Below are 23552 nucleotides of genomic sequence, written 5' to 3' on the forward strand. Positions count from 1 at the left end.
CGCTGGACCAGACCCGACCAGCCCCCTATCACCTATCCCGAAGGATCAGCCTTTTCTCGGGGGGACCATGGCCGGCACCGGAACATCCGCAAACCAGGCGCCGCAACAGTTGACGGAAGCCGAGGCGCGCGACCGGCTGGCCGCACTGGCCGATCTGCTGCACGCCGCCGACACGGCCTATCACGCGGAGGATGCCCCGACCCTTTCGGATGCCGAATATGACGCGCTGAAGCGTGAAAACGCCGCGATCGAGGCGCGCTTTCCGCATCTCAAACGTGCCGACAGCCCCAGCGAGCAGGTCGGTGCCGCCCCCGCCGAGGGGTTTGGCAAGGTCACCCATGCCGAACGCATGCTGTCGCTGGCCAATGCCTTCGACGACGCGGATGTCGCCGATTTCGTCGCCGGCATTCGCCGCTATCTCGGGCTGGCCGCGGATGCGCCCCTGGCCTTTACCGCCGAACCCAAGATCGACGGCCTGTCGCTCTCCTTGCGGTACGAACATGGCCGGCTCGTCGCCGCGGCCACGCGCGGCGATGGCAGCGTCGGCGAAAATGTCACCGCCAATGCGCTGACCATCGACGATATTCCGGCGCGGATCGATGACGCCCCGGAGGTGTTGGAGGTGCGCGGCGAGGTCTACATGAGCCACGCCGATTTCGAGGCGTTGAACCGGCGCCAGACCGAGATCGGTGGCAAGAGTTTCGCGAACCCGCGCAACGCCGCGGCCGGGTCGCTGCGGCAACTCGATGCCGAGATCACGCGCGCCCGCCCCTTGCGGTTCTTCGCCTATTCCTGGGGCGCGCTGTCCGAGAGCCTGGCCGAAACACAGATGGGCGCCCTCGACCGGCTGCGGGCGTTCGGGTTCGTCATCAATGACCGGACCCGAGCGTGTGACAGCGTGGCCGAGATGCTGGCCCATTACCGCGCCATCGAGCAGGACCGCGCGACCCTAGGCTATGATATCGACGGGGTGGTCTACAAACTGAACGACCTTGATCTGCAGCGCCGTCTCGGGATGCGCTCGACCACGCCGCGATGGGCCATCGCGCACAAGTTCCCGGCTGAGCTGGCTTGGACCCGGCTCGAGGCGATCGACATCCAGGTTGGCCGTACCGGGGCGCTGTCGCCCGTCGCGCGGCTGACGCCGGTGACCGTGGGCGGCGTGGTGGTGTCGAACGCCACCCTGCATAACGAGGATTACATCGCGGGCCGCGACAGTCGCGGCGAGAGGATCCGCGAGGGCAAGGATATCCGCATCGGGGATTGGGTGCAGGTCTATCGCGCAGGCGATGTCATTCCCAAGGTTGCGGATGTCGACCTGTCAAAGCGGCCCGAGGATGCGCAGCCATACGTGTTCCCGAGTGTCTGCCCCGAATGCGGGTCGGACGCCGTGCGCGAGGAGGGCGACAGCGTGCGCCGCTGCACGGGCGGCTTGATCTGTCCTGCGCAAGCCGTTGAAAAGTTGAAGCATTTCGTCAGTCGCGCGGCCTTTGACATCGATGGCTTGGGGGCCAAGCAGGTCGAGGCGTTCTATGGCGACGGATGGGTCAAGGAACCCGCGGATATCTTTGAATTGAAAGAAAAATATGGCACTGGCTTGCAGCAGTTGAAAAATCGCGAAGGCTGGGGCGAGAAAAGCGCGAAGAATATTTTTGATGCCATTGATGATAAACGGAAAATTCCCCTCAAGCGTGTGATATTCGCGCTTGGCATCCGCCACGTGGGCGAGGTGGCCGCCGATGATCTGGCACGACATTTCGCAAGTTGGCCGGCGTTTGAAGCGGCCGTGATTCAGGCCATCCCGGCCGCCGCCGCCCATCGCGCCGGCGAGGCGGCCGTCGCCCAAGAGCAGGCGGCCGCACGAGAGGCAGGCCGCCGCGCGCAGATCAGCGAGACCCGCCGCGCCGCATGGGAGGCGGCCGACGTGCCCAAGGCGGCCCAATCGGCCTGGGACGATCTTGTCGGCATTGACGGGATCGGCGCGACCGTCGCCCTGTCGCTCAGCGATACCTTCGCGCAGGAGGCCGAGCGCGCCTCGATCGACCGGCTGATCGCACATCTCGACATCCAGCCGCCCGAGGCGCGCGCCACCGAGGGCAGCCCCGTGGCCGGCAAGACCGTGGTCTTCACCGGCAGCCTTGAAAAGATGACCCGTGCCGAGGCCAAGGCGCGGGCCGAGGCGCTCGGTGCCAAGGTGTCGGGCAGCGTGTCGGCCAAGACCGATCTGGTCGTCGCGGGGCCGGGGGCGGGATCGAAGGCGAAAAAAGCCGAGGATCTGGGCATCGAGATGATCGACGAGGACGGCTGGCTGGCCTTGATCGGTGATGGCTGACGCCCCGGCGACACCCCGCGGACGGCCCGAGATCCTGTTTCCGCTCTTTGCCGGGTTGGAAACGCTGGACGGGATCGGTCCGAAAACGGCAAAGCATTTCAAGGGGCTGGCGGTCGAAACGCCAAAGGACCTGGTCCTGACCCTGCCCGTTGGGGGGGTGGATCGGGCGCGGCGCGCCTCGATCCGCGAGGTGCCGCTGCCGGGGGCCGCGACGGTGGAGGTCACGGTGGGGCGTCACCGCCCGCCTGCCGGCCGCGGGCCCTACCGTGTCGAGGTGGAGGACGCGGAAACCACCTTTCAACTCGTGTTTTTCCACGCGCGGGCCGACTACCTGCAACGCATCTTGCCAACGGGCCAGCGTCGGGTCGTCTCGGGCAAGTTGGAGCTGTTCGACGGGGTGGCGCAGATGGCGCATCCCGACCATATCCTGCCGGTCGATGAGGCCGATGATATCCCGCCCTTCGAGCCGGTTTACCCGCTGACCGCCGGGGTGACGCAGAAGGGGATGCAAAAAGCCGTGACCTCGGCGCTCGGGCGGGTGCCCGACCTGCCGGAATGGTGCGATGCCGAGTTGAAACGGCAGAAGGGATGGCCCGATTGGAGCGCGGCCCTGCGGGAGGCCCACGCCCCCGAGGGCCCCGAGGATCTGAGCCGCTCGGCCAAGGCGCGCGAACGGCTGGCCTTTGACGAATTGTTCGCCCATCAGATGACACTGGCGCTGGCCCGCCAGACGCGGCGCAAGAAAAAGGGCTTCGTCACGCAAGGCGACGGGCGGTTGCGGGACAAGGTGCTGGACGCGCTGCCATTTTCGCCAACCGGCGCACAGTTGCGGGCGATTTCGGACATCGAGTCCGACATGGGCGCGCCGACGCGGATGAGCCGCCTGTTGCAGGGCGACGTGGGGGCGGGCAAGACGCTGGTGGCGCTGATGGCGCTCTTGGTCGCGGTCGAGGCCGGCGGGCAGGGCGTGATGATGGCGCCGACCTCGATCCTGGCCGGGCAGCATTTCGCGAATCTCAAGCCGCTGGCCGAAGAGGCGGGCGTCGTGATCGAGATGCTGACCGGCAACGACAAGGGGGCCGAGCGCAAGGCCAAGCTGGCGGCGCTGGCGCGCGGGGACATCCAGCTTCTGGTGGGCACGCATGCGGTGTTTCAGGACGATGTTGAATTTCGCGACCTGCGGCTGGCCATCGTGGATGAACAGCACCGGTTTGGTGTTACCCAGCGCATCCGCCTCAGCCGCAAGGGGCAGGCGGCGGATATGCTGGTGATGACCGCGACGCCGATCCCCCGCACACTCAGCCTGGCGCAATATGGCGACATGGATGTCAGCGTACTGGACGAAAAACCGCCCGGGCGCACGCCGGTGAAGACGGCGCTGATTTCGACCGCGCGGATGGACGAGGTCGTGCAGCACCTGCGCGACGCCATCGCCGAGGGGCGGCAGGCCTATTGGGTCTGCCCCTTGGTCGAAGAGTCCGAGGTCTATGACGCGGTCGCGGCCGAGGAGCGGTTCAAGCATCTGCGCGCCAGCCTGGGCGAGGGGGTGGTGGGGCTGGTGCATGGCCGCATGCCCGTGGCCGAGAAGGACGCCGCAATGGCCGATTTCAAATCGGGGCGCACGCGGGTGCTGGTGGCCACCACGGTGATCGAGGTGGGGGTCGATGTGCCCAATGCCTCGATCATGGTGATCGAGCAGGCCGACATGTTCGGCCTGGCCCAGTTGCACCAGTTGCGGGGGCGCGTGGGGCGCGGGGCGGCGGAGTCGACCTGCCTTTTGATGTATCGCTCGCCGCTTGGGGAAACGGCCAAGCGGCGGCTGATGGTCCTGCGCGAGACCGAGGACGGGTTCCGCATTGCCGAGGAAGACCTGGCCATTCGCGGCGCGGGCGACCTGATCGGCACGGCGCAGTCGGGCGTGCCCCGGTTCCGTATCGCCGATCTGGAAAGCCAGACGGCGCTGATGGCGCTGGCGCAATCAGGGGCGCGGGCGCTGTTGGCGCGCGACCCACGCCTCGAGAGCGCGCAGGGACAGGCCGCGCGTATCCTGCTTTGGCTGATGGAACAGGACAAGGCGATCGCGTTGATCGGGGCGGGTTGATCGGCAGAATGCCGGTTTGTTCTCAAATGTTCTTAAAAAGTTCTCGACACGCGGGGCGAGATATGAGAACAAAGCATCAACACCCAAGACCGGAGGACGCCGCCATGACCCGCATCGCCACCATCCTGCGCCAATCGCGTCAGACGCTTCTGGCCGATACCGCCGGCGTTCTGGCCCTGGCCATTTTCATGATGGTCCTGCTGCATCTGCCCGGTCTGATCTGAGGTTTCTGTTTCTGCCTGCGGTCCGGGCAGGGCCACCGGCGCATCGTCTGTCCCCTGATGCGCCCCTGACCTGCCTCGTCACTGGTCCCCATGCTCCGGGACCGACGCCTTGCCCGATGGACACGCATCCTTCCGCCGCCATCCCCCTGGATGTGCGGCGGTTTTTTTGGGGGGGGAGGTGGGGCGAAGGTCAGGCGCAGGCGGCGCGCTCGGCCTCGGCCACGGCATCGGCCGTCGCCTCGAGCGAGAGCATGATCGAGGCGTGGCGGTTGCGGTACTCGCGCGCGGGCGTCAGCACCTCGTAGCCGTCGAACGGGTCACCGGGCGGCGGGCCGCCCTCTTTCAGCATGGCGCGCAGGGCATCGCGCGCGGTCTCGATCTCGGCCCGCGTGCGGCCGATCACATGGCGCCCCATCAGCGCGGCCGCGGCCTGCCCAAGGGCACAGGCCTTCACGTCCTGTCCGAACCGCGCAATCCGGCCCGCCTCATCGAGGTCAAGATCCACCGTCACTGTCGAGCCGCAGAGCGGCGCGCGTTTCTTGACGCTGGCCTGCGCGCCCTCGAGCCGCCCGCGATGCGGAATATCGGCGGCAAGGCCGAGGATCTTCTGCGAATAGAGGTCGATCAGGTCGCTGTTCGCGGACATGGGCGCTTTGCCTTTCGGTCGCTTTCCCCATAGGTAGCGGCGACATCGCCATTTGCAAAGAGTCCCGCCATGCCCCAGACCCGGTTCGATCCATCAACCCTGCGTTACGACGCCAACGGCCTGATCCCCTGTATCGCGCAGCAGGACGGCACGGGCGAGGTTCTGATGATGGCCTGGATGAATGCCGAGGCCGTCGCGAAAACGCTGGAAACAGGTCGCGTGACCTATTGGAGCCGGTCGCGCCAGGCGTTCTGGATCAAGGGCGAAACCAGCGGCCACGTGCAGGAGCTGGTCGATCTGCGCATCGATTGTGACCGCGACTGCCTTCTGGCGGTGGTGCGCCAGACCGGGCCGGCCTGTCACACCAATCGGCGGTCCTGTTTCTACACCGCCCTGCGCGATGGCGTGGAAGTGGAGCTGATGCGGCCGATGACGGATTAGGGGGCTCTGCCCCCGTCGCTTGCGGCGACTCCCCCGGAGGTATTTTTGCCAAGATGAAGGGGCGGGTTTCCGCGCTACAGGCCGATCATGCGCCGGATGTCGGCTGGGGTGGCGCCCTCGTCGCGGTAGGTGCGGATGGCGCGGGCGTCGTCGCGCTTGGCCAGGCGCTTGCCGGTGTCGTCGCGGATCAGCCGGTGGTGGTGATAGATCGGCGTCGGCAGGCCGAGCAGCGCCTGCAGCGCGCGCTGCAGTTGGGTGGCCTCGAACAGGTCTTCGCCGCGGATCACATGGGTGATGGCCTGCGCCGCGTCGTCGAGCACGACCGACAGGTGGTAGCTGGCCGCCATGTGCGGGCGGGCCAGAACCGGGTCGCCGACCTGCGCCAGCAGCGTGGCGAGGGTGACGCGGTGGGGGCCGGCACGGGCCGGGCCGGTTTCGGTGAAGCCGACATCGAGATCGGGCAGCGCCTTGGCCAGGTCGAGGCGGATCGCCATGCCCTCGGTCCAGTCCGACATCGGGCGGCCGCGGCAGGTGCCGGGATAGATGCGTCCGTCGGGGCCGTGTTTCGGCGTGCCCTCTTGCGGGGCGGCGGCGGCCTCGGCGATGTCGCGGCGGGTGCAGGAACACGGGTAGGTCAGGTCGCGCCCGGCCAGGTGCTCGACGATGGCGCGGTAATCCGACAGGTGGTCCGATTGCCGCCAGGGCGGCTCGTCCCAGGTCAGGCCCAGCCATGCGAGGTCTTCGGTGATGAGATCCTCCCATTCCGGGCGGGCGCGGGACTGGTCGATATCGTCGATGCGCAGCAGGAATTGCCCGCCTGTCGCGCGCACCATGTCATGTGCGGTGATGGCCGAGAAGGCATGGCCCAGGTGGAGCGGCCCGGTGGGCGAGGGGGCAAAGCGGGTGCGCACGGGGGGTTACTGACGCTCGAGCAGATAGACCATCGCCCGCGAGCCGAGGCCGATGATGTGATCGCCCATCTCCTGCGCCAGGATGCGAGCCTTGCCGGTCGTCACCGCTGCGTCGAGACGGTCGGTATAAGCCGGCACCGCGCGCGCGTGGTCGTTGAAGGAAAAGCAGAAAAGCCCGCCAGGCGAAAGCAGGTCGAGGCACTGGTCGAACACATCGGGCGGGGCCGCGCCGGTGCCGATCACGCCGGCGGCGACGACGGCGGCATAATGATTGGCCGGGGCCGTTGCGCCCGACAGGTCGATCAGCCGGGCATAGACGCCGCTTTTGCGGGCCTCGGCCATCATCCCGGTCGAGACATCGGCGCCGTCGATCCGGGTGAACCCCTCGGCCGCGAGCGCCCGACCCGACAAGCCGGTGCCGCAGCCCATGTCGAGGATGGGGGCGTCCTTGGGCAGGGCACTGCCCGCCACGACCGCGGCGCAGCGGGCGGGCGTGACATAGCCCTGCGCCGTCAGGTCGCCGTCATATTGCCCGGCCCAGTCGTCGTAGAGCGCGCGGCGCTCTGCGTCCGTCCTCAGCCGGTAGACCTTGTCCAGGTAATCATCCGTCATGGTCACAAGGCTAGCGGCGCGGTCAGGCGGCGTCCAGCGCCGTCGCCGACAGCCATCCGGTCCAGTCGGCCTTGGCGCGGTCGGTATAGGCCTTGTACCGATCGCGGCGTCCGCGCCGCCCGCCCTTTAATCCGTCAGCCGGGGGGAAGAGGCCAAAATTGACGTTCATGGGCTGAAAGGTCTTGGCCTCGGCCCCGCCGGTGATGTGGGTGACGAGCGCGCCCATCGCGGTGGTGTGGGGCACCGGCGGCAGGGTGCCGCCCATGATCTCGGCTGCGGCCATGCGACCGGCCAGCAAGCCCATCGCGGCGGATTCCACATAGCCCTCGACCCCGGTGATCTGCCCCGCCAACCGGATATGAGGCTGCGTGCGCAGGCGCATCTGGTCGTCGAGCAAGGTCGGCGCGTTGATGAAGGTGTTGCGGTGAATGCCGCCGAGACGCGCGAACTTCGCATCCTGCAGGCCCGGTATCATCCGGAACACCTGCGCCTGGGCACCGTATTTCATCTTCGTCTGGAAGCCCACGATATTGTAGAGCGTGCCCAGCTTGTTGTCGCGGCGCAGCTGAACCACGGCCCAGGGCTTGGTCTGCGGGTCATGGGGGTTGGTCAGGCCGACGGGTTTCATCGGTCCGTGGCGCAGGGTTTCGCGCCCGCGTTCGGCCATCACCTCGATGGGCAGGCAGCCGTCGAAATAGCCCGCGGTCTCGCCCGGTTTGAACTCGGTCTTCTCGGCGGCCAGCAGGGCGTCGATGAAGGCCTCGTACTGCTCGCGGCTCATCGGGCAGTTGAGATAGGCGGTGCGCTCCTCTTCGGTCTCGCCCTTGTCGTAGCGCGACTGCCGCCAGGCGATGTCCATGTCGATCGTGTCGGCATAGACGATGGGGGCGATGGCATCGAAAAAGGCGAGGCTGTCTTGTCCGGCCTCGGCCGCGATGGCCTGCGCCAGCGCGCCCGAGGTCAGCGGGCCGGTGGCGATGATCCAATGCCCGCGATCGGGCAGGGCGGTGATTTCGCCGGTCTCGACGCGAATGCGCGGGTGGGCCAGCAGACGCTCGGTCACGCCCTGGGCAAAGGCCTCGCGGTCCACGGCCAGCGCGCCGCCGGCAGGCAGGCGGTGGGTGTCGGCCATGTCCATGATCAGCCCGCCGGCCTGGCGCATCTCCCAATGCAACAGGCCCACGGCATTCTGTTCGTCATCGTCCGACCGGAACGAGTTCGAGCAGACCATTTCGGCCAGGTTGCCGGTTTGGTGGGCAAAGGTTTCGACCTTGGGGCGCATCTCGTGGATCACCACGGACAGCCCGAGATTGGCCGCTTGCCAGGCCGCTTCCGAGCCTGCCATGCCGCCACCGATGATATGAAGTTCGCGTGTCATGTCGGGGGACATAGAGGCACGCGCCCCAAGCCTCAAGGCCGGGGCGCGTTTGACCACATCGGACGGCGCGCTTTGCGGGCGGTGCGCGCCGGTTGGTGTCAGATCGACGCTTGCGCGGGCTTTTCTTCGGCGGTCTCGTCCAGCATCCACGCTTCCTTGGTTTCCAGGACCGCGTAGCGGCCGCCGCCAAACAGCACCAGGGGCACGGAGAAAACGGCGACCAGCGTGATCTTCACCGCCAGGGCCGGGTCGCCGTCCGGCGTTGTCAGGATGGCGGGGCCGATCAGCAGAACGGCGGCCACGGCGGCGGTCAGGCCGGTCCGAATGCCCAGCATCAGCCAGAAGCTGAGCACGAAATACAGCGCCGACAGGGCGGTGGCGGGGATTTCCATGCGGTGATCCATGCCCCCGACCACACTGGGCAAGGTGCAATTCTCAAGTTGGGGCATCAGCCCGATGGCGGCCTCGATGATGAGCGTGGCGGCCAGGCACACCCTCATGTTCAATCGGAGCCATTCTGTCAGGTCTCTCATGGTTCTGCCTCTGGACTTGGATGACTGCTCATCCTGCTTTTTGGGTTGGCCTGGCACATGGTCGACTGGTTAAGCGTGCGTGGATCGGTCAGGCGTACTGATCCTCGTCGAGAAAGATGTTCACGATATCCGGCTCGACCGCTGCCTGGTTGATCGGGGCGCGGGGGGCCGGGGAAGGCATGGGGCGGTGGGCACTGGACGTGGGGGCGTGGCTGCGTGGCGCGGGCGTTGGCTCGGCGGTGGCCGGGCCGACGGGGGTGGCATGACGGCCGGCCGGTATGTCGAGCCCGAGCGTGACGCGGCGCGGGGCCACATGGCGATGGATCGGGCCGCGCCGGTCGCGGACGCCGGGCTGTGCATCGCTGTAGGTCAGCAAAAGCGCCGCGATCAGGGCAAGGTCACGCCAGAAAGCGCCCAGTTCGCGCTCGACACCCAGTTCGACCATGGTCAGGTAGCTGGTGTAAAAGACCATCAGCCCCAGCAACAGCGCGGCAACGCGCGTGTGAACGGCGATCATCACCATGAAGGACAGAAGAAACACGATGGCCGCCGCCAGCGCGCCGGCCCAGATCGGCGGGATGGCCCAGGAAAACAGCAGCGCCAGATCCGTGCCCGGAATGATGTTCAGGGCCACGGCCAGAAAATAGGAGGCGATCATGATGCGCAGTGTCGCTTGCGCGACGGCGCCGAGGGCGATCCTGCTTGTCGTTCCGTTGCTCATGGTCTTTCTCGCGTCCTTTTCGATGCGGGACCAGGGGTATGTTTCACCGATAAAGCTGCGCGTCCAACGGGGCAGGAGTTTGAGGGCACCATGATCATGTCTTGGCGAGATCGTGGCAGAAAAGCGAAGCGGCCCGGCCGGGCGATCGGGCGGGCCGCATAACGGTTTGAAAATGAGGGGGATTGTGCCTCAGGCCAGACCCTGCCATGCGCCCTTGACCAGGGCGTGACGCCCGCCACCAAACCGCAGGAGCGGGCCGCTGAGAATCACCGCCGAAGCGGCATAAATTGCCCAGACGCCGCCGGTCTGGATGTAGTGGTTCGACCATGCAAAACCCAGCAGCAGCGCCACGCTCAACAAGGCCATGACGCGCGTGCGGATGCCCAGGACCAGCCACGAGGCGGCGACGGCAAGGATCAGCAGCGCGATCGCGGATTTGAGTTCCAGATCGGGCGAGCGCAAGAACGGATCGCCCGACGCAGGCGCCAGCGCCCCCGGAGCCACCATTTCCAAAGCCGCAACGATTAGGTAGCTGACCCCGAGCAGCACCCGCACGGAAAGGCAACATGACCCACCGAAGACTATCATTCGCATTCTCCTGCCTCACCCCGGCTTTGCTGCCGGATGTTGTATTGGGAATGCTATGGCCTCGATTTTGCCGGGGCCAGTGACAGCGCTGCAAACATGCCTTTGCGGTCGTGCAACGCGACGGTGTGCGCCGCGGCAGACGGCGCCGGTGGCGTGGCAGTCGCTGCGGTCCGAAAGGCCGTACGCATCCAGTCCAGCACCACCTCGAGCGTGCGGTCCCCGCGTCGGCTGGCATGATAGGCGGCATAGACGGATGCGATGAGATCGTCCTGCGGGGCGGACAGCAGGCGCAGATGCGGATACTTCGCCGCGACCACATGTGGCAGAGGACCCATGGTGCGGGTGGCCTCGATCAGGTCGGCGATCTGGTCGATCTGTTCGACGCGAATGCGCGGCGGCCGGCCGAACCACGCCTTGGCCATGGCCTGCGGGCCGAAGCGTTCGTATTCATCTGGCATCCCGATCCAGTCGCCCGCAAGATCGGCCTGCGGATGGGCATAGATGCCGATGGGCAAATCCGCGATGCGCGCGGCGATCAGGCGGCCGCTCTCCGGTCGGCTGCGCAGCAAGACGATGTCGCAATCGCCAAGGCCGCTTTCAAAGATGCGGTTGCGAAACTCCAGCTCGAGCTCGGGCGCGTCATCCCGCAGTATCGGCAGGTGCGGGAACAGGATCCGCGACAGCAGCACGGGCGCGGCCCCGATTGTCAGGCTCACGGTCCCGGTGCCGCCATCGAAATTGTTGCGCGCGGCTTCGATCCGATGATCGAAGTCCTCCGCGATGGCAAGCAGATGCGCGATCTCGGGCGAGGGGGTCCAGCCATCGGATGTGCGGATCATGGCCGGGTGGCCAAGCGCCTGGGCGATGCGGTCCATCCGGCGCGACACGGTGGCGACATTCGTGCCAAGGGCCGTGGCCGCGCGGGTCAGGGTCTTGTGGCGTTTGACCTCCACGAGATAGCGCAAGTCATCCCATGTCACGGGCGCAGTCCTTCGTCTCGACGGGAATAAGTGCTGGAACGACGGGGCACTGATCACGAAACACCCGGATCGGACCCTGTCCGAAAGTCGGTCAGCGGATATTTAATTCCGATGGTGTCGGATCGTCGATGATCTGCGCGCAACAGGCGGCGCCCTGTCGCGCGCATGCAACAGACATGGAGAGGCCCCACGAGGTCCGGCGCGCCTCAGTCGGCGGACGGCCGCGCAATGGCCCTGTCGATCGACCATGCGCCCGGCCCGTGCAGAAACACGAACCCAAATCCGCCTGCCAGGGCGATGTTCTTGAGCAGCATGGTCATGTCGGTCGCCTGTTCGAAATCGGAATAGGCCAGCAGCGCCGACACCAGGCAAAACCCCCCAAGGGCCAGCGCCACGGCGCGTGTCGCCCATCCCATGGCCAGCAGCAGGCCCCCGAGGATCAGAACCCAGAACACCAGCCCACCGACGACAATGGGCACGCCATCGGCGGCCAGTCTTTCGGTGAAACCGCGGACATCGCCAATCTGCGAGATGCCCGCCATCAGAAACAGCGAGGCCATCAGCACACGCGCCACCAGGGCCAGTGCAGCGTCGAAACGGCTGGCCAAGGCGTCAAGCATGCGCATGCCCTGGCCCCTTATTCCTGCGGCGCGTCCGGCGTGTCGGTGTCGGCCGCGTCGGCCCCGTCTTCATCCTCGCCCTGATCGGCGATCCACGCGACCGAGACGACCTCTTCGCCCTTGCCGGTGTTGAAGACCTTGACGCCGCCCGCACTGCGCGACCGGAACGAGATGCCGTCGACGGGCACGCGGATGGATTGGCCGGTCGAGGTGGCCAGCATGATCTGGTCCTCCATGTCCACCGGGAAACAGGCCACGACCGGGCCGCCGCGCATGGCCTTGTCCATGGCCGTGACCCCAAGCCCGCCGCGCCCGCGCACGGGGTAGTCATGGCTGGACGACAGCTTGCCCGACCCTTGCGCCGTGATCGTCAGCATCAGGTCCTCGGCTGCCGACATTTCCGCATAGCGTTCCTGCGACAGCTGACCTTCGGCGACGGTCTCTTCCTCGTCGCTGTCCGCCTCGTCCTCGGGGGCGCCGGCCATCAGGCGCCGCTGCTTGAGATAGGCCGCCCGTTCGGCCGGGTCGGCCTCGAAATGGCGGATGATGGACATGGAAACGACCTCGTCATCGCCCGACAGCTTGACACCACGTACCCCGGTCGAAGAGCGCGAGTTGAACACGCGCACATCCGTTGCCGGGAAGCGGATGGCGCGACCGCGTTTCGTGACCAGCATCACGTCATCCTCGTTCGAGGCGATGCGCGCGTTGATCATGCGCCAGCCTTCGCTGTCGCCTTCGAATTTCATGGCGATCTTGCCGTTGCGCATGACATTGGCGAAATCGCTCAGCGCATTGCGCCGAACCGTGCCGCGGTCGGTGCAGAAGACGATCTGCAACTCGTCCCAATGTGCTTCGTCGCGATCGACGGGCATGACGGCGGCGATGCCGGTGCCGATCTCGATGGGCAGGATATTGACCAGCGCCTTGCCGCGGCTGGCGCGGCTGCCCAGCGGCAGGCGCCAGGTCTTGAGCTTGTAGACCATGCCGTTGGTGGTGAAGACCAGAAGCGGCGTGTGCGTGTTGGCCACGAAAAGCGAGGTGACCACGTCATCCTCTTTCAAACCACCGCCCGACAGGCCCTTGCCACCGCGTTTCTGGGCGCGGAATTCGGCCAGCGGCGTGCGCTTGATATAGCCGCCCTGCGTGATGGTGACGACCATGTCCTCGCGCTCGATCAGATCCTCGTCGTCCATATCGCCGGACCACTCGGTGATCTCGGTGCGGCGCGGGACGGCGAATTTCTCGCGCACTTCGGCCAGTTCGTCCGAGATGATCGACAGGATACGCTCGCGCGAGGCGAGGATGGCGAGGTAATCCTTGATCTTGGCGGCGAGCTCTTCCAACTCGTCGGTGACTTCCTTGACGCCGATCTGGGTCAGGCGTTGCAGGCGCAATTCCAGGATCGCACGGGCCTGCGTTTCGGACAGGTTGTAGGTGCCGTCCTCGTTCATCGTATGGGTCGGATCGTCGATCAGGCGAATGTAATCGGCGATCTCGGCAGCCGGCCAACGGCGCGTCATCAGTTTCTCTCGGGCCTCCGCCGCGTCGGCCGAGGCGCGGATCGTGGCCACGACCTCGTCGACATTCGACACTGCCACGGCCAGCCCGCAAAGCACATGCGCGCGCTCGCGCGCCTTGCGCAACTCGAACGCGGTGCGGCGGGCGACCACCTCTTCGCGGAAATCGAGGAAGGCGGTCAGGAACCCGCGCAGCGTCAACTGCTCGGGCCGGCCCCCGTTCAGCGCCAGCATGTTACACCCAAAGGAGGTCTGCATCTGCGTGAAGCGGAACAGCTGGTTCAGCACCACCTCGGGCGTCGCATCGCGCTTCAGTTCGATCACCACGCGCACGCCGACGCGGTCGGATTCGTCCTGCACGCCGGAAATGCCTTCGAGCTTCTTCTCGCGGACGAGGTCCGCGATCCGCTCGATCATCGAGGCCTTGTTCACCTGATAGGGAATTTCGTCGATGACGATGGCATAGCGGTCCTTGCGGATCTCTTCGACATGGGTCTTGGCGCGGATGATGACGCTGCCGCGCCCTTCCAGATAAGCCTTGCGCGCGCCGGAGCGGCCCAGGATCAGGCCGCCGGTCGGAAAATCGGGGGCGGGGATGTACTCGATCAGCTGTTCCGAACTGAGATCGGGGTTTTCGATCAACGCCTGACAGGCGTCGATCACCTCGCCCAGGTTATGCGGCGGGATGTTGGTGGCCATGCCCACCGCAATGCCGCCCGCGCCATTGACCAGCATGTTGGGAAAGCGCGCGGGCAGGACGGTGGGTTCCTGCTGCTTGCCATCGTAGTTGTCCTGGAAATCGACCGTGTCCTTGTCGATATCGGCCAGCAGATAGGCGGCGGGCGCGTCCATCCGCACCTCGGTATAGCGCATCGCCGCCGGGTTATCGCCGTCCATCGAGCCGAAATTGCCCTGACCGTCCAGAAGCGGCAGCGACATCGAGAAATCCTGCGCCATGCGTACCAGCGCGTCGTAGATGGCCGAGTCGCCGTGGGGGTGATACTGGCCCATGACGTCGCCCACCGGGCGGGCGGATTTGCGATAGGCCTTTTCGTGGGTGTTGCCGGTCTCGTGCATCGCGAACAGGATGCGGCGGTGGACCGGTTTCAACCCGTCGCGCAGGTCGGGAATGGCGCGGCTGATGATCACCGACATGGCATAGTCGATGAAGCTGGTCTTCATCTCGGCGGCGATGTCGATCGACGGCCCGCTGGGCGCGGGCGGCTCGGCACCGATTTCGTCTTGGTTTTCAGGCGGTTCTGGGGTGTCGGTCACGGGCTGCGCCTTGGTCCTGTCGCGTGTCTATATCTTGTTGCCGCGCAGTATAGAGGGCCGGGATATGGGGTGCAATGGCAGCGCCGCTGACCCGCTGGCAGCCATGGGGAATAAGTGCCAACATGCTGTTTTCGTTGATTTTTGGTCCCGATCTGGCAGTCTGGTCGCGTGGAGGAGGCAACGCAAGAGGTGCCAAATGCGCGAAACCGAGACCGGGCTGCTGTTGAAGGGATACGGGCTGACCACCGCCGAGATGGTCTATCGCATGCCCGATTATCGCAACGTTCTCAATACCTTCGTCTGGCAGGATTACGACCTTGCCCCGGATTACCCGAAACTGTTCGACTTCATCGAGTTCTGGCAGGAATCGCTGGATGGGCCGCTGCACTCGGTGCGCTTCGTTCATCGCCAGATGATCGGCCCCGGCGAATGGCGCAACGTCACGGGCGAGTTCACCTATCACTGACCCGGGCGGGCAGGCAAAGGCGGCTCAGGCCGGGCGGCGGGCGGCCATGATCCAGATCGCGGCCAGCACCAGCCCCGCAATGGCGTTGTAGCTGGCCATCGACAGGCCGAACATCTCCCAGGCGACCTCGTCGCACATGACGATGGCGGGGCCGACCTCGGGGTTGAGCAGGTCCTCGACCGACATCGCGCCCAGATCCCCGCCGGCGCCGGTGCAACTGGACGGACCTTCCCACCACGTCGCGTTCGACCCCCGTCGTGATAGAGGCCGAGGCCGGTATTCACCAGCATGCTGGCCGCGCCGGCCAGCGCCAGGACGACACCGGGCAGGGCCAGGCCGATCAGCGACAGCACCACCGCAATGGCATGGGGCCACCGTTGCCACAGGCACATGGCGCAGGGCGCCAGCCCGCCGATGTACTGGAAGGCAAAGGCCCCGGCCAGGATCACCGCCGATCCAAGCCCGGCAAGCGCAATCGTCTGGCGGCGGCTGAGCGTCAGGGGCATCTGGGGCATCACGAGGGTCCTTGGAGGGGTCGCTGCGACGATCTCTACGCGAACACCGGTCGGGTGCAAGGGCAGCGCCGCGCCCTAGACGCCTAGCCAGCCGCGGATCAGGGTGGCAAGAGTCGCCCCGGCCAAAAGTAGGGTGCCGATCCAGGCGGTCCCGAGGATGGAGCCGAGCACCACGAGAATGCCGTCGCGTTGCAGCAGCCCCATCGAGATGATGACGACCGCGAACCCCGGAACGGTGTTCGTGCCCGGCAGCGGAACGAGGATCGAGGCGCTGAACAACACCAGCGCGAGACCGACGATCTGGTCCATCGGGCGGCGCGTCAGCGCCACCAGGCGCGGCCGGCTGAACGCCTCAATCCGGCGCAGCCAGGGGCCCGCGCGGCGCGCCAGGCTGTGCAGCGACGCTGTCGCCACCGTGCGCGCGGCAAGCTTTTTCGGCAGCCACGGCGTGGTCCGCCCCAGCAGGATCTGGGCCGAGACGAACATCAGCGGCAGGGCCACGACCTGCGGCACGCCGTAGAGAAAGGGAATGCAGCAGGGCAGGGCCAGCACCAGCAGGAACAGCCCGAAGGCCCGTTCGTGCAGTTGCGACAGGATCCAGGCCAGCGTGACCGTGTCGCCCTCGGCGTCCTGGGCCAGATCGGTCAGCCGGTGCGAGATGGCCATGGTCTCGTCGGGTGGCGCCGTCATGGATAGCTCTCCTGTCTGTCGCGGATCCCGCGGACCCCTCGCGCTGCGGTGCCGCAACTCGGCCATGGCGTCAAGCATCTGACGCGCAAACGCCCCTCCGGCGTGGCTTGCATGCCGAGGCGGCGCCGTAGAGTGCCGCGACCGCAGCCGTCCGGGGACAGCCCCCCGCGCGGCCGACGATTGGAGGGCATGGAGCATGACGGCACTGGCACCGCGCGCCGAGCAGGCCGTCGGGCGGGTCATCAAACACATTGCGGGGGCGATGGCGCTGGCGGGCGGGGCGATCCTGACGCTGATCGGGCTGATGGTCTGCGCCTCGATCCTCGGGCGGCAGTTGGACGGTCTCTGGATTCTCGGGCCGATCCGAGCCGATTACGAGATGGTCGAGATCGGCAGCGCGCTGGCGGTGTTCTGTTTCCTGCCCTGGTGCCAGTTCAACCGCGGGCATGTGGCCGTCGATCTGGTGGCCAACGCCTTGCCGGCGCGCGCCCGCGCCGTGCTGGGCCTGCTCGGCGATATCCTGATCGCCGCGGCGGCCTTTGTCATGGTCTGGCGGCTATGGGCCGGGTTCGGCGAAAAACTGCCCTATGGTTCGGACGCGCTACGCGCGGCGTTGGGCATGGGCTATCGCCCGTTCTTTCCGGAAACGACCTATGAGCTTCAAATGCCCATCTGGGTGCCCTACGGGCTGGCCGTGATCGGCGCGGCCCTGTTCTTTCTGACCGCGCTCTACACCGTGTGGCGTGCGCTCAACTGGGTGCTGAGCGGCGCGGAGCAGCCGACATGAGCGGGCTGGAACTGGCCTTGAGCGCCTTTGCCTTCATGCTTGTGGCGATCTTTCTGCGCGTGCCCATCGGGGCCGCGATGGCGATCACCGGCTTCGTCGGGTCCTGGTTGGTTTATGGCCGGCCCGATCCGGTGCTCAGCCAGCTAAAGTCGCTGACCTATGACACGTTCAAGGATTACAACCTGTCGATCGTGCCGCTGTTTCTGCTGATGGGGCAATTCGCGACCAAGTCGGGCCTGTCGGCGGCGCTGTTTCAGGCGGCGTCGGACTGGCTGGGGCACCGCAAGGGCGGGGTGGCCATGGCCGCCGTGGGCGGCTGCGCGGGGTTCGGGGCGGTCTGCGGCTCGTCTCTGGCCACGGCCTCGACCATGGGGCAGGTGGCCCTGCCGGAAATGCGCAAGCGCGGCTATTCCGACAGCCTGTCGACCGGCGTTCTGGCGGCGGGCGGCACCCTGGGCATCCTGATCCCGCCGTCGATCATTCTGGTGATCTACGCGATCCTGGCCGAGCAGAACATCGTCAAGATGTTCATCGCGGCGGTGGTGCCGGGGCTGCTGGCCGCCCTTGGCTACATGCTGGCCGTTGCGGTCTATGTCCGGATGCGCCCCGGATCGGCCGGGCAGGAGGACCGGGTGCCCCTGGGTCTGCGCCTGCGCCGGACATGGCGGGTCTGGCCTGTTGTGGCGATCTTCGGGCTGGTGATGGGGGGGATCGCCGCCGACTGGAACTGGGCGCAGGATGGCGTCCAGGCCCTGTTCACCCCGACCGAGGGCGCGGCCGTCGGCGCGATCGCAACGGGGGTCTATGGCTGGCTGGCCGGGGGGCTGGACCGCCGCGGGTTTTGCGACGCGGTTCTGGAAACCGCGCAATCGACCGCGATGATCTTCTTCATCCTGTGGGGGGCGAAACTGTTCTCGGCCTTTCTGGCGTTGACGCGGGCGCCCGATCAGCTGGTGCTGTGGGTCGAGGCGTCGGGCTTTGCCCCGCTGGTCATCCTGAGCGTCATGCTGCTGGCCTACCTGGCCTTTGGCTGCGTCATGGATTCGCTGTCGATGATCCTGCTGACGATCCCGATCTTCCTGCCGATCATCCTGGCGCAGGAGTTCGTGGTGCTGGGTGTCGCGCTCAGCCCCGAAGAGGCCGCGATCTGGTTCGGCATCCTCGCGCTGATCGTGGTCGAGGTCGGGCTGATCACGCCGCCGGTGGGCATGAACCTGTTCATCATCAATTCCATGGCCCCCGACGTGCCGATGTGGCGGACCTATGTCGGGGTGATCCCCCTTTGTCCTGTCGGATCTGCTGCGCGTCGTGCTGCTGGTGCTGTTTCCGGGGGTCACCTTGTGGCTGGTCGGCGTCGTCTTCGGCTAGCGACACGGGCGATTGACGGCGCCCGCGGGCTTGGGTAAGTGGCGCTGGCGTGCCCGAGTGGCGGAATTGGTAGACGCAGGGGATTCAAAATCCCCCGCCGCAAGGCTTGTCGGTTCGAGTCCGACCTCGGGTACCATCCGCAGTCTTCCAGACATGTCAAAAGGCCGCGCCGCGTCGCATGGACGAATCGATTCTGATTCGGTTTTGGTTACGCGAATGCGCCAACATTTGGCCCTCGGGTGACATGTTCGTGCCATGTTTTGCCGTTTGACGGCGACAATCTGTTTCCTGAGAGCGATCGTGATTGTCGCAAGGCGGGAAACAACCGCCAGCGGTTGGCCGACGTCCCTTTAGATGAAAGCATGTAGAGTGCTTGGCTTTTCGGGCTGTCAGGTTGCGTGTGTGCGGAAACAATTTGCCATGATGTCGCCTCAATTGCCCCCGTCTGCACGGGGCGTTTGCCCCAAGTCTGCCACATCGCGAACAATTTTAGTTTCTGGGTGTGGCGGAATTCGGGTATCAAAAAGGCAGCCCAACTGGGGGGCGATGTTTGCCATAGGCCACGGGGGCGGCCGCACACGACGCGTATCTTTCGATGCGAGGAGGGTGTTGTCGCGATAGGACGGTTATAACGGCCGTCGCCGGGAACACGGGGTAGGTGCGCCACGATCGTGGTGCATTGACGGCTGCGAGTGTCCGCTCGTGGCGCCATATGGCCTTTTCCTCTCCTCCAGATTGGATGCAGCGCGCGTGATGCGGTCGCCTTTTTGCCGGCGCATCGTCCACAGTTGTTTGTTTTTTGTTGTCCGCAGCTGTGGACAAGGCCGGAACTCCGGTCCGTTTGGGAGAAAGATCATGACCAATTTCAGCGATCCAGGCAGCGTGACCGGATTGATCGGCCTTTGGGATTTCCGCAGCGGTGCGGAAAACAAGGATACCGGCCTCGACGACGGATTTGCGCAGAACGGCCATTTCCATGGCGATGCGGCGGCCTCCGGCGACCAGATGGTGACCGACGGTCACGGCGATTTTTTCGATGTGACGGGCGTGGATGACCCCTTCGACCTGAAGGAAGGGACGATCGAGGTTCAATTCACGCAAGACGCACAGGTCGGCACCAGCCCGGATGTCGTGGTCAACCGCGGCGAGTTCGACGACAAGGACGACGAGGGCTGGTTCGCGATCAAGGTGACCAAGGACGGCAAGGTCGTGGTGGACCACTACACCAAGGACGGCACCGTCTCGACGCTCGAGACGGCGCCGGGCGTGGTCGATCCCGGTGACGTGATCAACGCCTCCTACAGCTGGGATGCGGAAACCGGCGCGAAACTGACCGTCGAGAATGTCACCGACGGCACCAGCCAATCCGTCGAGACCGATACCAAGGGTCTGACCATGGATATCGGCGACAATGACGACGAGAGCTTTACCTTCGGCGCCCGCGAAGAAGACGACGGCGATTACGACCAGTTCTTCAAGGGGGCGATCGATTATGTCGCCATCTACGATACGGCGGAACCCGGCGGCGATTTCATCGTCGAGGGGAGCGATAACGGCGACCTGATCGACGCGGGCTACACCGGCGACCCCGAAGGCGACCTGATCGACGCGGGCGACAACCAGACCGGCGGCGACGAGGATCTGGTCGATGCCGGGGCAGGCGATGACACGGTCCTTGCGGGTGCGGCAGACGACACCGTCTATGCCGGGTCGGGCGACGACTCGGTGCCGGGCGATGGCGGCGACGATGTCATTTTCGGCGACAGCGCGCTGGGCGAGGCGGGCGGCCCGGATCGGTGCGCGAAAGCTTCGAGTGGGATCAGGCCCCCGACCCCGAACGGCGCCGACCCGATCGAGAATGGCGACGACATCACAGGGTTCACCCAGAACACCGGCAATGTCGATGTCACCTTCTCGATCCTCGATCCGCAATCGCCGACGGTCAGTAATATCTACGAGGACAGCGACCAGAACGTGGCCGGTATCGACACCGGCGGCGAGACGATCGACGACAACAGCAGTTTCGAGTCGACGACGAATGGTGCGGGCAACAGCGAAAGCTACCAGCTGTCCTTCTCGGACGAGGTCGAGAATGTGGCCTTCCGCGTCAACGACATCGATGGCGATGGCGTGGTCAAGGTCTTCGCCTTCGACGCGGCGGGCCAGCCCATCGAGATCGAACTGACGCTGGGCGCGAACCTGACCGGCATCGACAGTGACGGCGATGGCGAGATCGACGGCGCCGACTCGAACGGCGGCTACGAAGAGGACGATTCGCCGAATTACTCGATGCTGGTCGACATTCCCGGTCCGGTGTCGCGCATCGTGATCGAACATAGCCAGGATGGCGGCGCCAATTCGGGTGTGAACATCACGGATGTCTATTTCGATGCGCCCCTGCCGGCCGATCCCGAAGGCCCGGGCAACGACACGCTCGAGGGCAATGACGGCGATGACCTGATCTATGGCGAAACCGGCGACGACGTGATCTCTGGCGGCACCGGCAACGACACGCTTTATGGCGACGATGTCGAGGCCGGCACGCCGGTCGGGCCAAACCTGATCGTGAACGGGTCGTTCGAGGACACGTCGGGCATGAACACGTCGGTGTTCGGTTTCGTCTCGCCCGGCGCCATGCCCGGCTGGACCGATGCCAATGGAACGCAGATCAACGTCCACAACGATGAACGCGGCAATCTCGAGGCGTCCGACGGGACCAACTGGCTCGACCTCGAGGGGTCGCCGGGCAACAACCGCATCGGCCAGGACGTGGCCGGCATCGAGGATGGCCAGACCTATCTGCTGGTGTTCGACGCGGGCGACTCGGAGTTCGCGGCCGACTCCGGCCCCGGCGAAAACCTGGTCAACGTGTACTGGGGCGGTGAACTGATCGCCACGGTGGACCCTGAGCAAGGGGACATGACGACCTTTGAATTCGAGGTCGTGGGCGGCGCCGGCGACGGCAGCAACCGCCTGGAATTCGAGGGGCTGGGGGACGAGAACAACGTCGGCGCGGCCATCGACGACGTGCAGATGTATCTTGTGACCGATCCGACCGGCCCCGAGGGCAACGACACCATCACAGGCGGCACCGGCGCGGACGTGATCCTTGGACAGGGTGGCGACGACTCTCTGTCCGGCGGGCTGGGCGACGACAGCGTCTCGGGCGGGTCCGGCAATGACGAACTGCGCGGCAACGAGGGCAACGACACGCTCGACGGCGGCGAGGGCGACGACTCGATGGGCGGCGCCGAGGGCGATGACAGCCTGCTGGGCGGCGCGGGCGCCGATACACTGACGGGCGGGTCGGGCAACGACACGCTGGACGGTGGCGTGGATGACGACACCCTCAACGGCTCCTCGGGCAACGACCTGATCAGCGACAGTGACGGCGACAACCTGATCAACGCCGGTATCGACGGTCTGCCCGATCTGGGCTTCCCCTTCGTCGGCAACAGCGACCCCGACCCGGCGGACGATCTGGACACGGTGATTGCGGGGGCCGGCGACGACACGATCACGACCGGGACGACGATGACGTGATCGACGCCGGCGACGGTGACAACGTCATCGATGGCGGGTTCGACCGCGACAGCATCACCAGCGGGTCGGGCGATGACTTCATCATCGGGGGCGAGGGCGACGATACGATTTCCTCGGGCGCCGGTGACGACACGATCATCGGGGGCGAGGGCGAGCCGCTCGTCAATCTGATCGACGACAACGTCAACCCGATCAACAATGACCCGATCCTGAACAACGGCGACGATTTCATCGATGCGGGGGCGGGCAACGACCTGGTCCTGGGTGAGGATGACAACGACACGATCCTCGGCGGGTCGGGCAATGATACGCTGGATGGCGGCATCGACGATGACGTGATCGAGGGCGGCGAGGGCGACGACCTGATCATCGGCGGCCAGGGGGCCGACACGATGTCGGGCGGGGTCGGCAACGATACTTTCACCGTCGGCCAGTTCACCGATCCGATCTTTGGCGATACCTACCTCGAAGGGGTCGGTGCCGACAGCCTGACACCCGGCGACAGTGTCGCGGGCGGCGAAGATGCCGATGACGGCGATATCGACGTGCTCGATCTGTCGAATGGCGGCCCGCTCAAGATCGTCTTCGACGATGCGATCGACCCGACAGGCGAGCCGGGGGAAAGCGGCACGGTGATCTTCTACACCGATGCCTCGCAGACCGAAGTCGCGGGGACCCTGACCTTCAAAGAGATCGAAAAGGTCATCCCCTGCTTCACGCCCGGCGCCCTGATCGCGACCCCGACGGGCGAGGTGCCGGTCGAGAGCCTGCGCGAAGGCGACAAGGTGCTGACCCGCGACAATGGCATCCAGGAGATCCGGTGGATCGGCAGCCGCACCCTGACCCGGCCCGAGTTGCAGACGGCGCCGAACCTGCGCCCGATCCTGATCAAGGCCGGCAGCCTCGGCCACGGTCTGCCCGAGCGCGACATGATGGTCAGCCCGCAGCACCGGGTTCTGGCCAGCGGTCAGGCCACCCAGCTCTACTTCGCCGAAAGCGAGGTTCTGGTGGCCGCCAAGCATCTGGTCGGCATGGAAGGCATCGACCAGATCGACACGATGCGCACGACCTATGTGCATTTCATGTTCGACCGCCACGAGGTGGTGCTGTCCGACGGGGCCTGGACCGAAAGCTTCCAGCCCGGCGACATGACCCTCGGCTCGATGGGCGAGACGCAGCGCAACGAGATCCTCACGCTGTTCCCCGAACTGGAGGGTCGCGTCGGCCAGAGCGATTATGCCGCCGCGCGCCGCACGCTCAAGGCGCACGAGGCCAAATTGCTGCAGCTCTGAACGCGAGGC

At 66.0% G+C, this 23552-nt stretch carries 19 protein-coding genes, 1 tRNA gene and 2 pseudogenes; 9 read left to right on the plus strand and 13 right to left on the minus strand.

The features are described 5' to 3' along the window. The first annotated feature begins 67 nt into the window (after positions 1 to 67). The gene (gene ligA / locus ROSELON_RS12345; RefSeq protein ID WP_025312678.1) at positions 68 to 2332 is read left to right on the plus strand and encodes an NAD-dependent DNA ligase LigA; all 2265 of its coding nucleotides are present in this window, start codon (positions 68 to 70) and stop codon (positions 2330 to 2332) included. Then, positions 2325 to 4433, plus strand: coding sequence for an ATP-dependent DNA helicase RecG (recG, locus tag ROSELON_RS12350; RefSeq protein WP_025312679.1), 2109 nt, complete (start codon positions 2325 to 2327; stop codon positions 4431 to 4433). The genes ligA and recG overlap by 8 nt, the downstream gene beginning before the upstream one ends. A 414-nt stretch (positions 4434 to 4847) precedes the next feature. Here the strand turns inward: recG and ROSELON_RS12355 are convergent, their stop codons facing one another. Continuing rightward, complete coding sequence (locus ROSELON_RS12355) at positions 4848 to 5303, minus strand: iron-sulfur cluster assembly scaffold protein (protein ID WP_025312680.1); 456 nt, start codon at positions 5301 to 5303, stop codon at positions 4848 to 4850. Between the two features lie 69 nt (positions 5304 to 5372). Here ROSELON_RS12355 and hisI point away from each other — a divergent pair, with 69 nt between their 5' ends. Then, on the plus strand, positions 5373 to 5744 hold the full coding sequence (gene hisI, locus ROSELON_RS12360) for a phosphoribosyl-AMP cyclohydrolase (protein WP_025312681.1): 372 nt from the start codon (positions 5373 to 5375) through the stop codon (positions 5742 to 5744). A gap of 74 nt (positions 5745 to 5818) precedes the next feature. Here the strand turns inward: hisI and gluQRS are convergent, their stop codons facing one another. The 9 genes from gluQRS to gyrA all read right to left on the minus strand — a co-directional run bounded on the left by gluQRS (position 5819) and on the right by gyrA (position 14882). Next, on the minus strand, positions 5819 to 6655 hold the full coding sequence (gluQRS, locus tag ROSELON_RS12365) for a tRNA glutamyl-Q(34) synthetase GluQRS (RefSeq protein ID WP_025312682.1): 837 nt from the start codon (positions 6653 to 6655) through the stop codon (positions 5819 to 5821). Positions 6656 to 6661: 6 nt separating this feature from the next. Beyond that, positions 6662 to 7267 (minus strand): class I SAM-dependent DNA methyltransferase, encoded by a 606-nt coding sequence (locus ROSELON_RS12370; RefSeq protein WP_025312683.1) that lies wholly within the window; start codon positions 7265 to 7267, stop codon positions 6662 to 6664. A 22-nt stretch (positions 7268 to 7289) separates the two neighbouring features. Next, positions 7290 to 8645 (minus strand): methylenetetrahydrofolate--tRNA-(uracil(54)-C(5))-methyltransferase (FADH(2)-oxidizing) TrmFO, encoded by a 1356-nt coding sequence (gene trmFO / locus ROSELON_RS12375; protein WP_025312684.1) that lies wholly within the window; start codon positions 8643 to 8645, stop codon positions 7290 to 7292. A 98-nt stretch (positions 8646 to 8743) separates the two neighbouring features. Further along, positions 8744 to 9178 (minus strand): hypothetical protein, encoded by a 435-nt coding sequence (locus ROSELON_RS12380; protein WP_156945938.1) that lies wholly within the window; start codon positions 9176 to 9178, stop codon positions 8744 to 8746. An 88-nt stretch (positions 9179 to 9266) separates the two neighbouring features. Further along, a complete protein-coding gene (locus tag ROSELON_RS12385) occupies positions 9267 to 9899 on the minus strand; it encodes a hypothetical protein (RefSeq protein WP_025312686.1) in 633 nt (210 codons plus the stop codon). A 189-nt stretch (positions 9900 to 10088) separates the two neighbouring features. Continuing rightward, on the minus strand, positions 10089 to 10487 hold the full coding sequence (locus tag ROSELON_RS12390) for a hypothetical protein (protein WP_156945939.1): 399 nt from the start codon (positions 10485 to 10487) through the stop codon (positions 10089 to 10091). 53 nt (positions 10488 to 10540) lie between these two features. Then, on the minus strand, positions 10541 to 11467 hold the full coding sequence (locus ROSELON_RS12395) for a LysR family transcriptional regulator (RefSeq protein WP_038650391.1): 927 nt from the start codon (positions 11465 to 11467) through the stop codon (positions 10541 to 10543). Positions 11468 to 11673: 206 nt separating this feature from the next. Next, entirely contained in the window at positions 11674 to 12093 is a 420-nt protein-coding gene (locus ROSELON_RS12400; RefSeq protein WP_084613776.1) for a DoxX family protein, read from the minus strand. A gap of 11 nt (positions 12094 to 12104) precedes the next feature. Continuing rightward, positions 12105 to 14882 carry a DNA gyrase subunit A gene (gyrA, locus tag ROSELON_RS12405; RefSeq protein WP_025312690.1) on the minus strand — a complete coding sequence of 926 codons (2778 nt, stop codon included), beginning with the start codon at positions 14880 to 14882 and terminating at the stop codon, positions 12105 to 12107. Between the two features lie 196 nt (positions 14883 to 15078). Between gyrA and ROSELON_RS12410 the strand changes: the two genes are divergently transcribed. Beyond that, positions 15079 to 15348 carry an usg protein gene (locus ROSELON_RS12410; RefSeq protein ID WP_025312691.1) on the plus strand — a complete coding sequence of 90 codons (270 nt, stop codon included), beginning with the start codon at positions 15079 to 15081 and terminating at the stop codon, positions 15346 to 15348. Positions 15349 to 15372: 24 nt separating this feature from the next. On the opposite strand, the gene ROSELON_RS12415 is transcribed toward ROSELON_RS12410, so the two are convergent. The 3 genes and pseudogenes from ROSELON_RS12415 to ROSELON_RS12420 all read right to left on the minus strand — a co-directional run bounded on the left by ROSELON_RS12415 (position 15373) and on the right by ROSELON_RS12420 (position 16553). Next, complete coding sequence (locus ROSELON_RS12415) at positions 15373 to 15738, minus strand: disulfide bond formation protein B (protein WP_342665290.1); 366 nt, start codon at positions 15736 to 15738, stop codon at positions 15373 to 15375. Beyond that, positions 15663 to 15863 (minus strand): annotated as a pseudogene (locus ROSELON_RS19085) (disulfide bond formation protein B); the annotation flags it as partial. The gene ROSELON_RS12415 and the pseudogene ROSELON_RS19085, both read right to left, overlap by 76 nt. A gap of 75 nt (positions 15864 to 15938) precedes the next feature. Beyond that, on the minus strand, positions 15939 to 16553 hold the full coding sequence (locus ROSELON_RS12420) for an exopolysaccharide biosynthesis protein (RefSeq protein ID WP_025312693.1): 615 nt from the start codon (positions 16551 to 16553) through the stop codon (positions 15939 to 15941). 196 nt (positions 16554 to 16749) lie between these two features. On the opposite strand from ROSELON_RS12420, the gene ROSELON_RS12425 reads away from it, so the two are divergent. The 5 genes and pseudogenes from ROSELON_RS12425 (at position 16750) to ROSELON_RS12445 (ending at position 23543) form a co-directional block, all read left to right on the plus strand. Next, a complete protein-coding gene (locus tag ROSELON_RS12425) occupies positions 16750 to 17340 on the plus strand; it encodes a TRAP transporter small permease (RefSeq protein ID WP_025312694.1) in 591 nt (196 codons plus the stop codon). Then, positions 17337 to 18708, plus strand: a pseudogene (locus tag ROSELON_RS12430) (TRAP transporter large permease). The gene ROSELON_RS12425 and the pseudogene ROSELON_RS12430 overlap by 4 nt, the downstream one beginning before the upstream one ends. A gap of 51 nt (positions 18709 to 18759) precedes the next feature. Further along, positions 18760 to 18844 (plus strand) — tRNA-Leu (locus ROSELON_RS12435). A gap of 719 nt (positions 18845 to 19563) precedes the next feature. Continuing rightward, positions 19564 to 22251, plus strand: coding sequence for a calcium-binding protein (locus ROSELON_RS12440; protein ID WP_038650393.1), 2688 nt, complete (start codon positions 19564 to 19566; stop codon positions 22249 to 22251). Further along, on the plus strand, positions 22248 to 23543 hold the full coding sequence (locus ROSELON_RS12445; RefSeq protein WP_051508412.1) for a Hint domain-containing protein: 1296 nt from the start codon (positions 22248 to 22250) through the stop codon (positions 23541 to 23543). Before ROSELON_RS12440 ends, ROSELON_RS12445 begins: the two co-directional genes overlap by 4 nt. The last annotated feature ends 9 nt before the right edge of the window (positions 23544 to 23552 follow it).

Source organism: Roseibacterium elongatum DSM 19469 (genome assembly GCF_000590925.1).
Classification (GTDB): domain Bacteria; phylum Pseudomonadota; class Alphaproteobacteria; order Rhodobacterales; family Rhodobacteraceae; genus Roseibacterium; species Roseibacterium elongatum.

What these genes read in the sequence shown, in the direction of transcription:
- ligA (WP_025312678.1), top strand. Translation starts at nt 68, where the DNA reads ATGGCCGGCACCGGAACATCCGCAAACCAGGCGCCGCAACAGTTGACG.
- recG (WP_025312679.1), top strand. Translation starts at nt 2,325, where the DNA reads ATGGCTGACGCCCCGGCGACACCCCGCGGACGGCCCGAGATCCTGTTT.
- ROSELON_RS12355 (WP_025312680.1), bottom strand. Translation starts at nt 5,303, where the DNA reads ATGTCCGCGAACAGCGACCTGATCGACCTCTATTCGCAGAAGATCCTC.
- hisI (WP_025312681.1), top strand. Translation starts at nt 5,373, where the DNA reads ATGCCCCAGACCCGGTTCGATCCATCAACCCTGCGTTACGACGCCAAC.
- ROSELON_RS12370 (WP_025312683.1), bottom strand. Translation starts at nt 7,267, where the DNA reads ATGACGGATGATTACCTGGACAAGGTCTACCGGCTGAGGACGGACGCA.
- trmFO (WP_025312684.1), bottom strand. Translation starts at nt 8,645, where the DNA reads ATGACACGCGAACTTCATATCATCGGTGGCGGCATGGCAGGCTCGGAA.
- ROSELON_RS12380 (WP_156945938.1), bottom strand. Translation starts at nt 9,178, where the DNA reads ATGAGAGACCTGACAGAATGGCTCCGATTGAACATGAGGGTGTGCCTG.
- ROSELON_RS12385 (WP_025312686.1), bottom strand. Translation starts at nt 9,899, where the DNA reads ATGAGCAACGGAACGACAAGCAGGATCGCCCTCGGCGCCGTCGCGCAA.
- ROSELON_RS12390 (WP_156945939.1), bottom strand. Translation starts at nt 10,487, where the DNA reads ATGATAGTCTTCGGTGGGTCATGTTGCCTTTCCGTGCGGGTGCTGCTC.
- ROSELON_RS12400 (WP_084613776.1), bottom strand. Translation starts at nt 12,093, where the DNA reads ATGCGCATGCTTGACGCCTTGGCCAGCCGTTTCGACGCTGCACTGGCC.
- ROSELON_RS12410 (WP_025312691.1), top strand. Translation starts at nt 15,079, where the DNA reads ATGCGCGAAACCGAGACCGGGCTGCTGTTGAAGGGATACGGGCTGACC.
- ROSELON_RS12420 (WP_025312693.1), bottom strand. Translation starts at nt 16,553, where the DNA reads ATGACGGCGCCACCCGACGAGACCATGGCCATCTCGCACCGGCTGACC.
- ROSELON_RS12425 (WP_025312694.1), top strand. Translation starts at nt 16,750, where the DNA reads ATGACGGCACTGGCACCGCGCGCCGAGCAGGCCGTCGGGCGGGTCATC.
- ROSELON_RS12440 (WP_038650393.1), top strand. Translation starts at nt 19,564, where the DNA reads ATGACCAATTTCAGCGATCCAGGCAGCGTGACCGGATTGATCGGCCTT.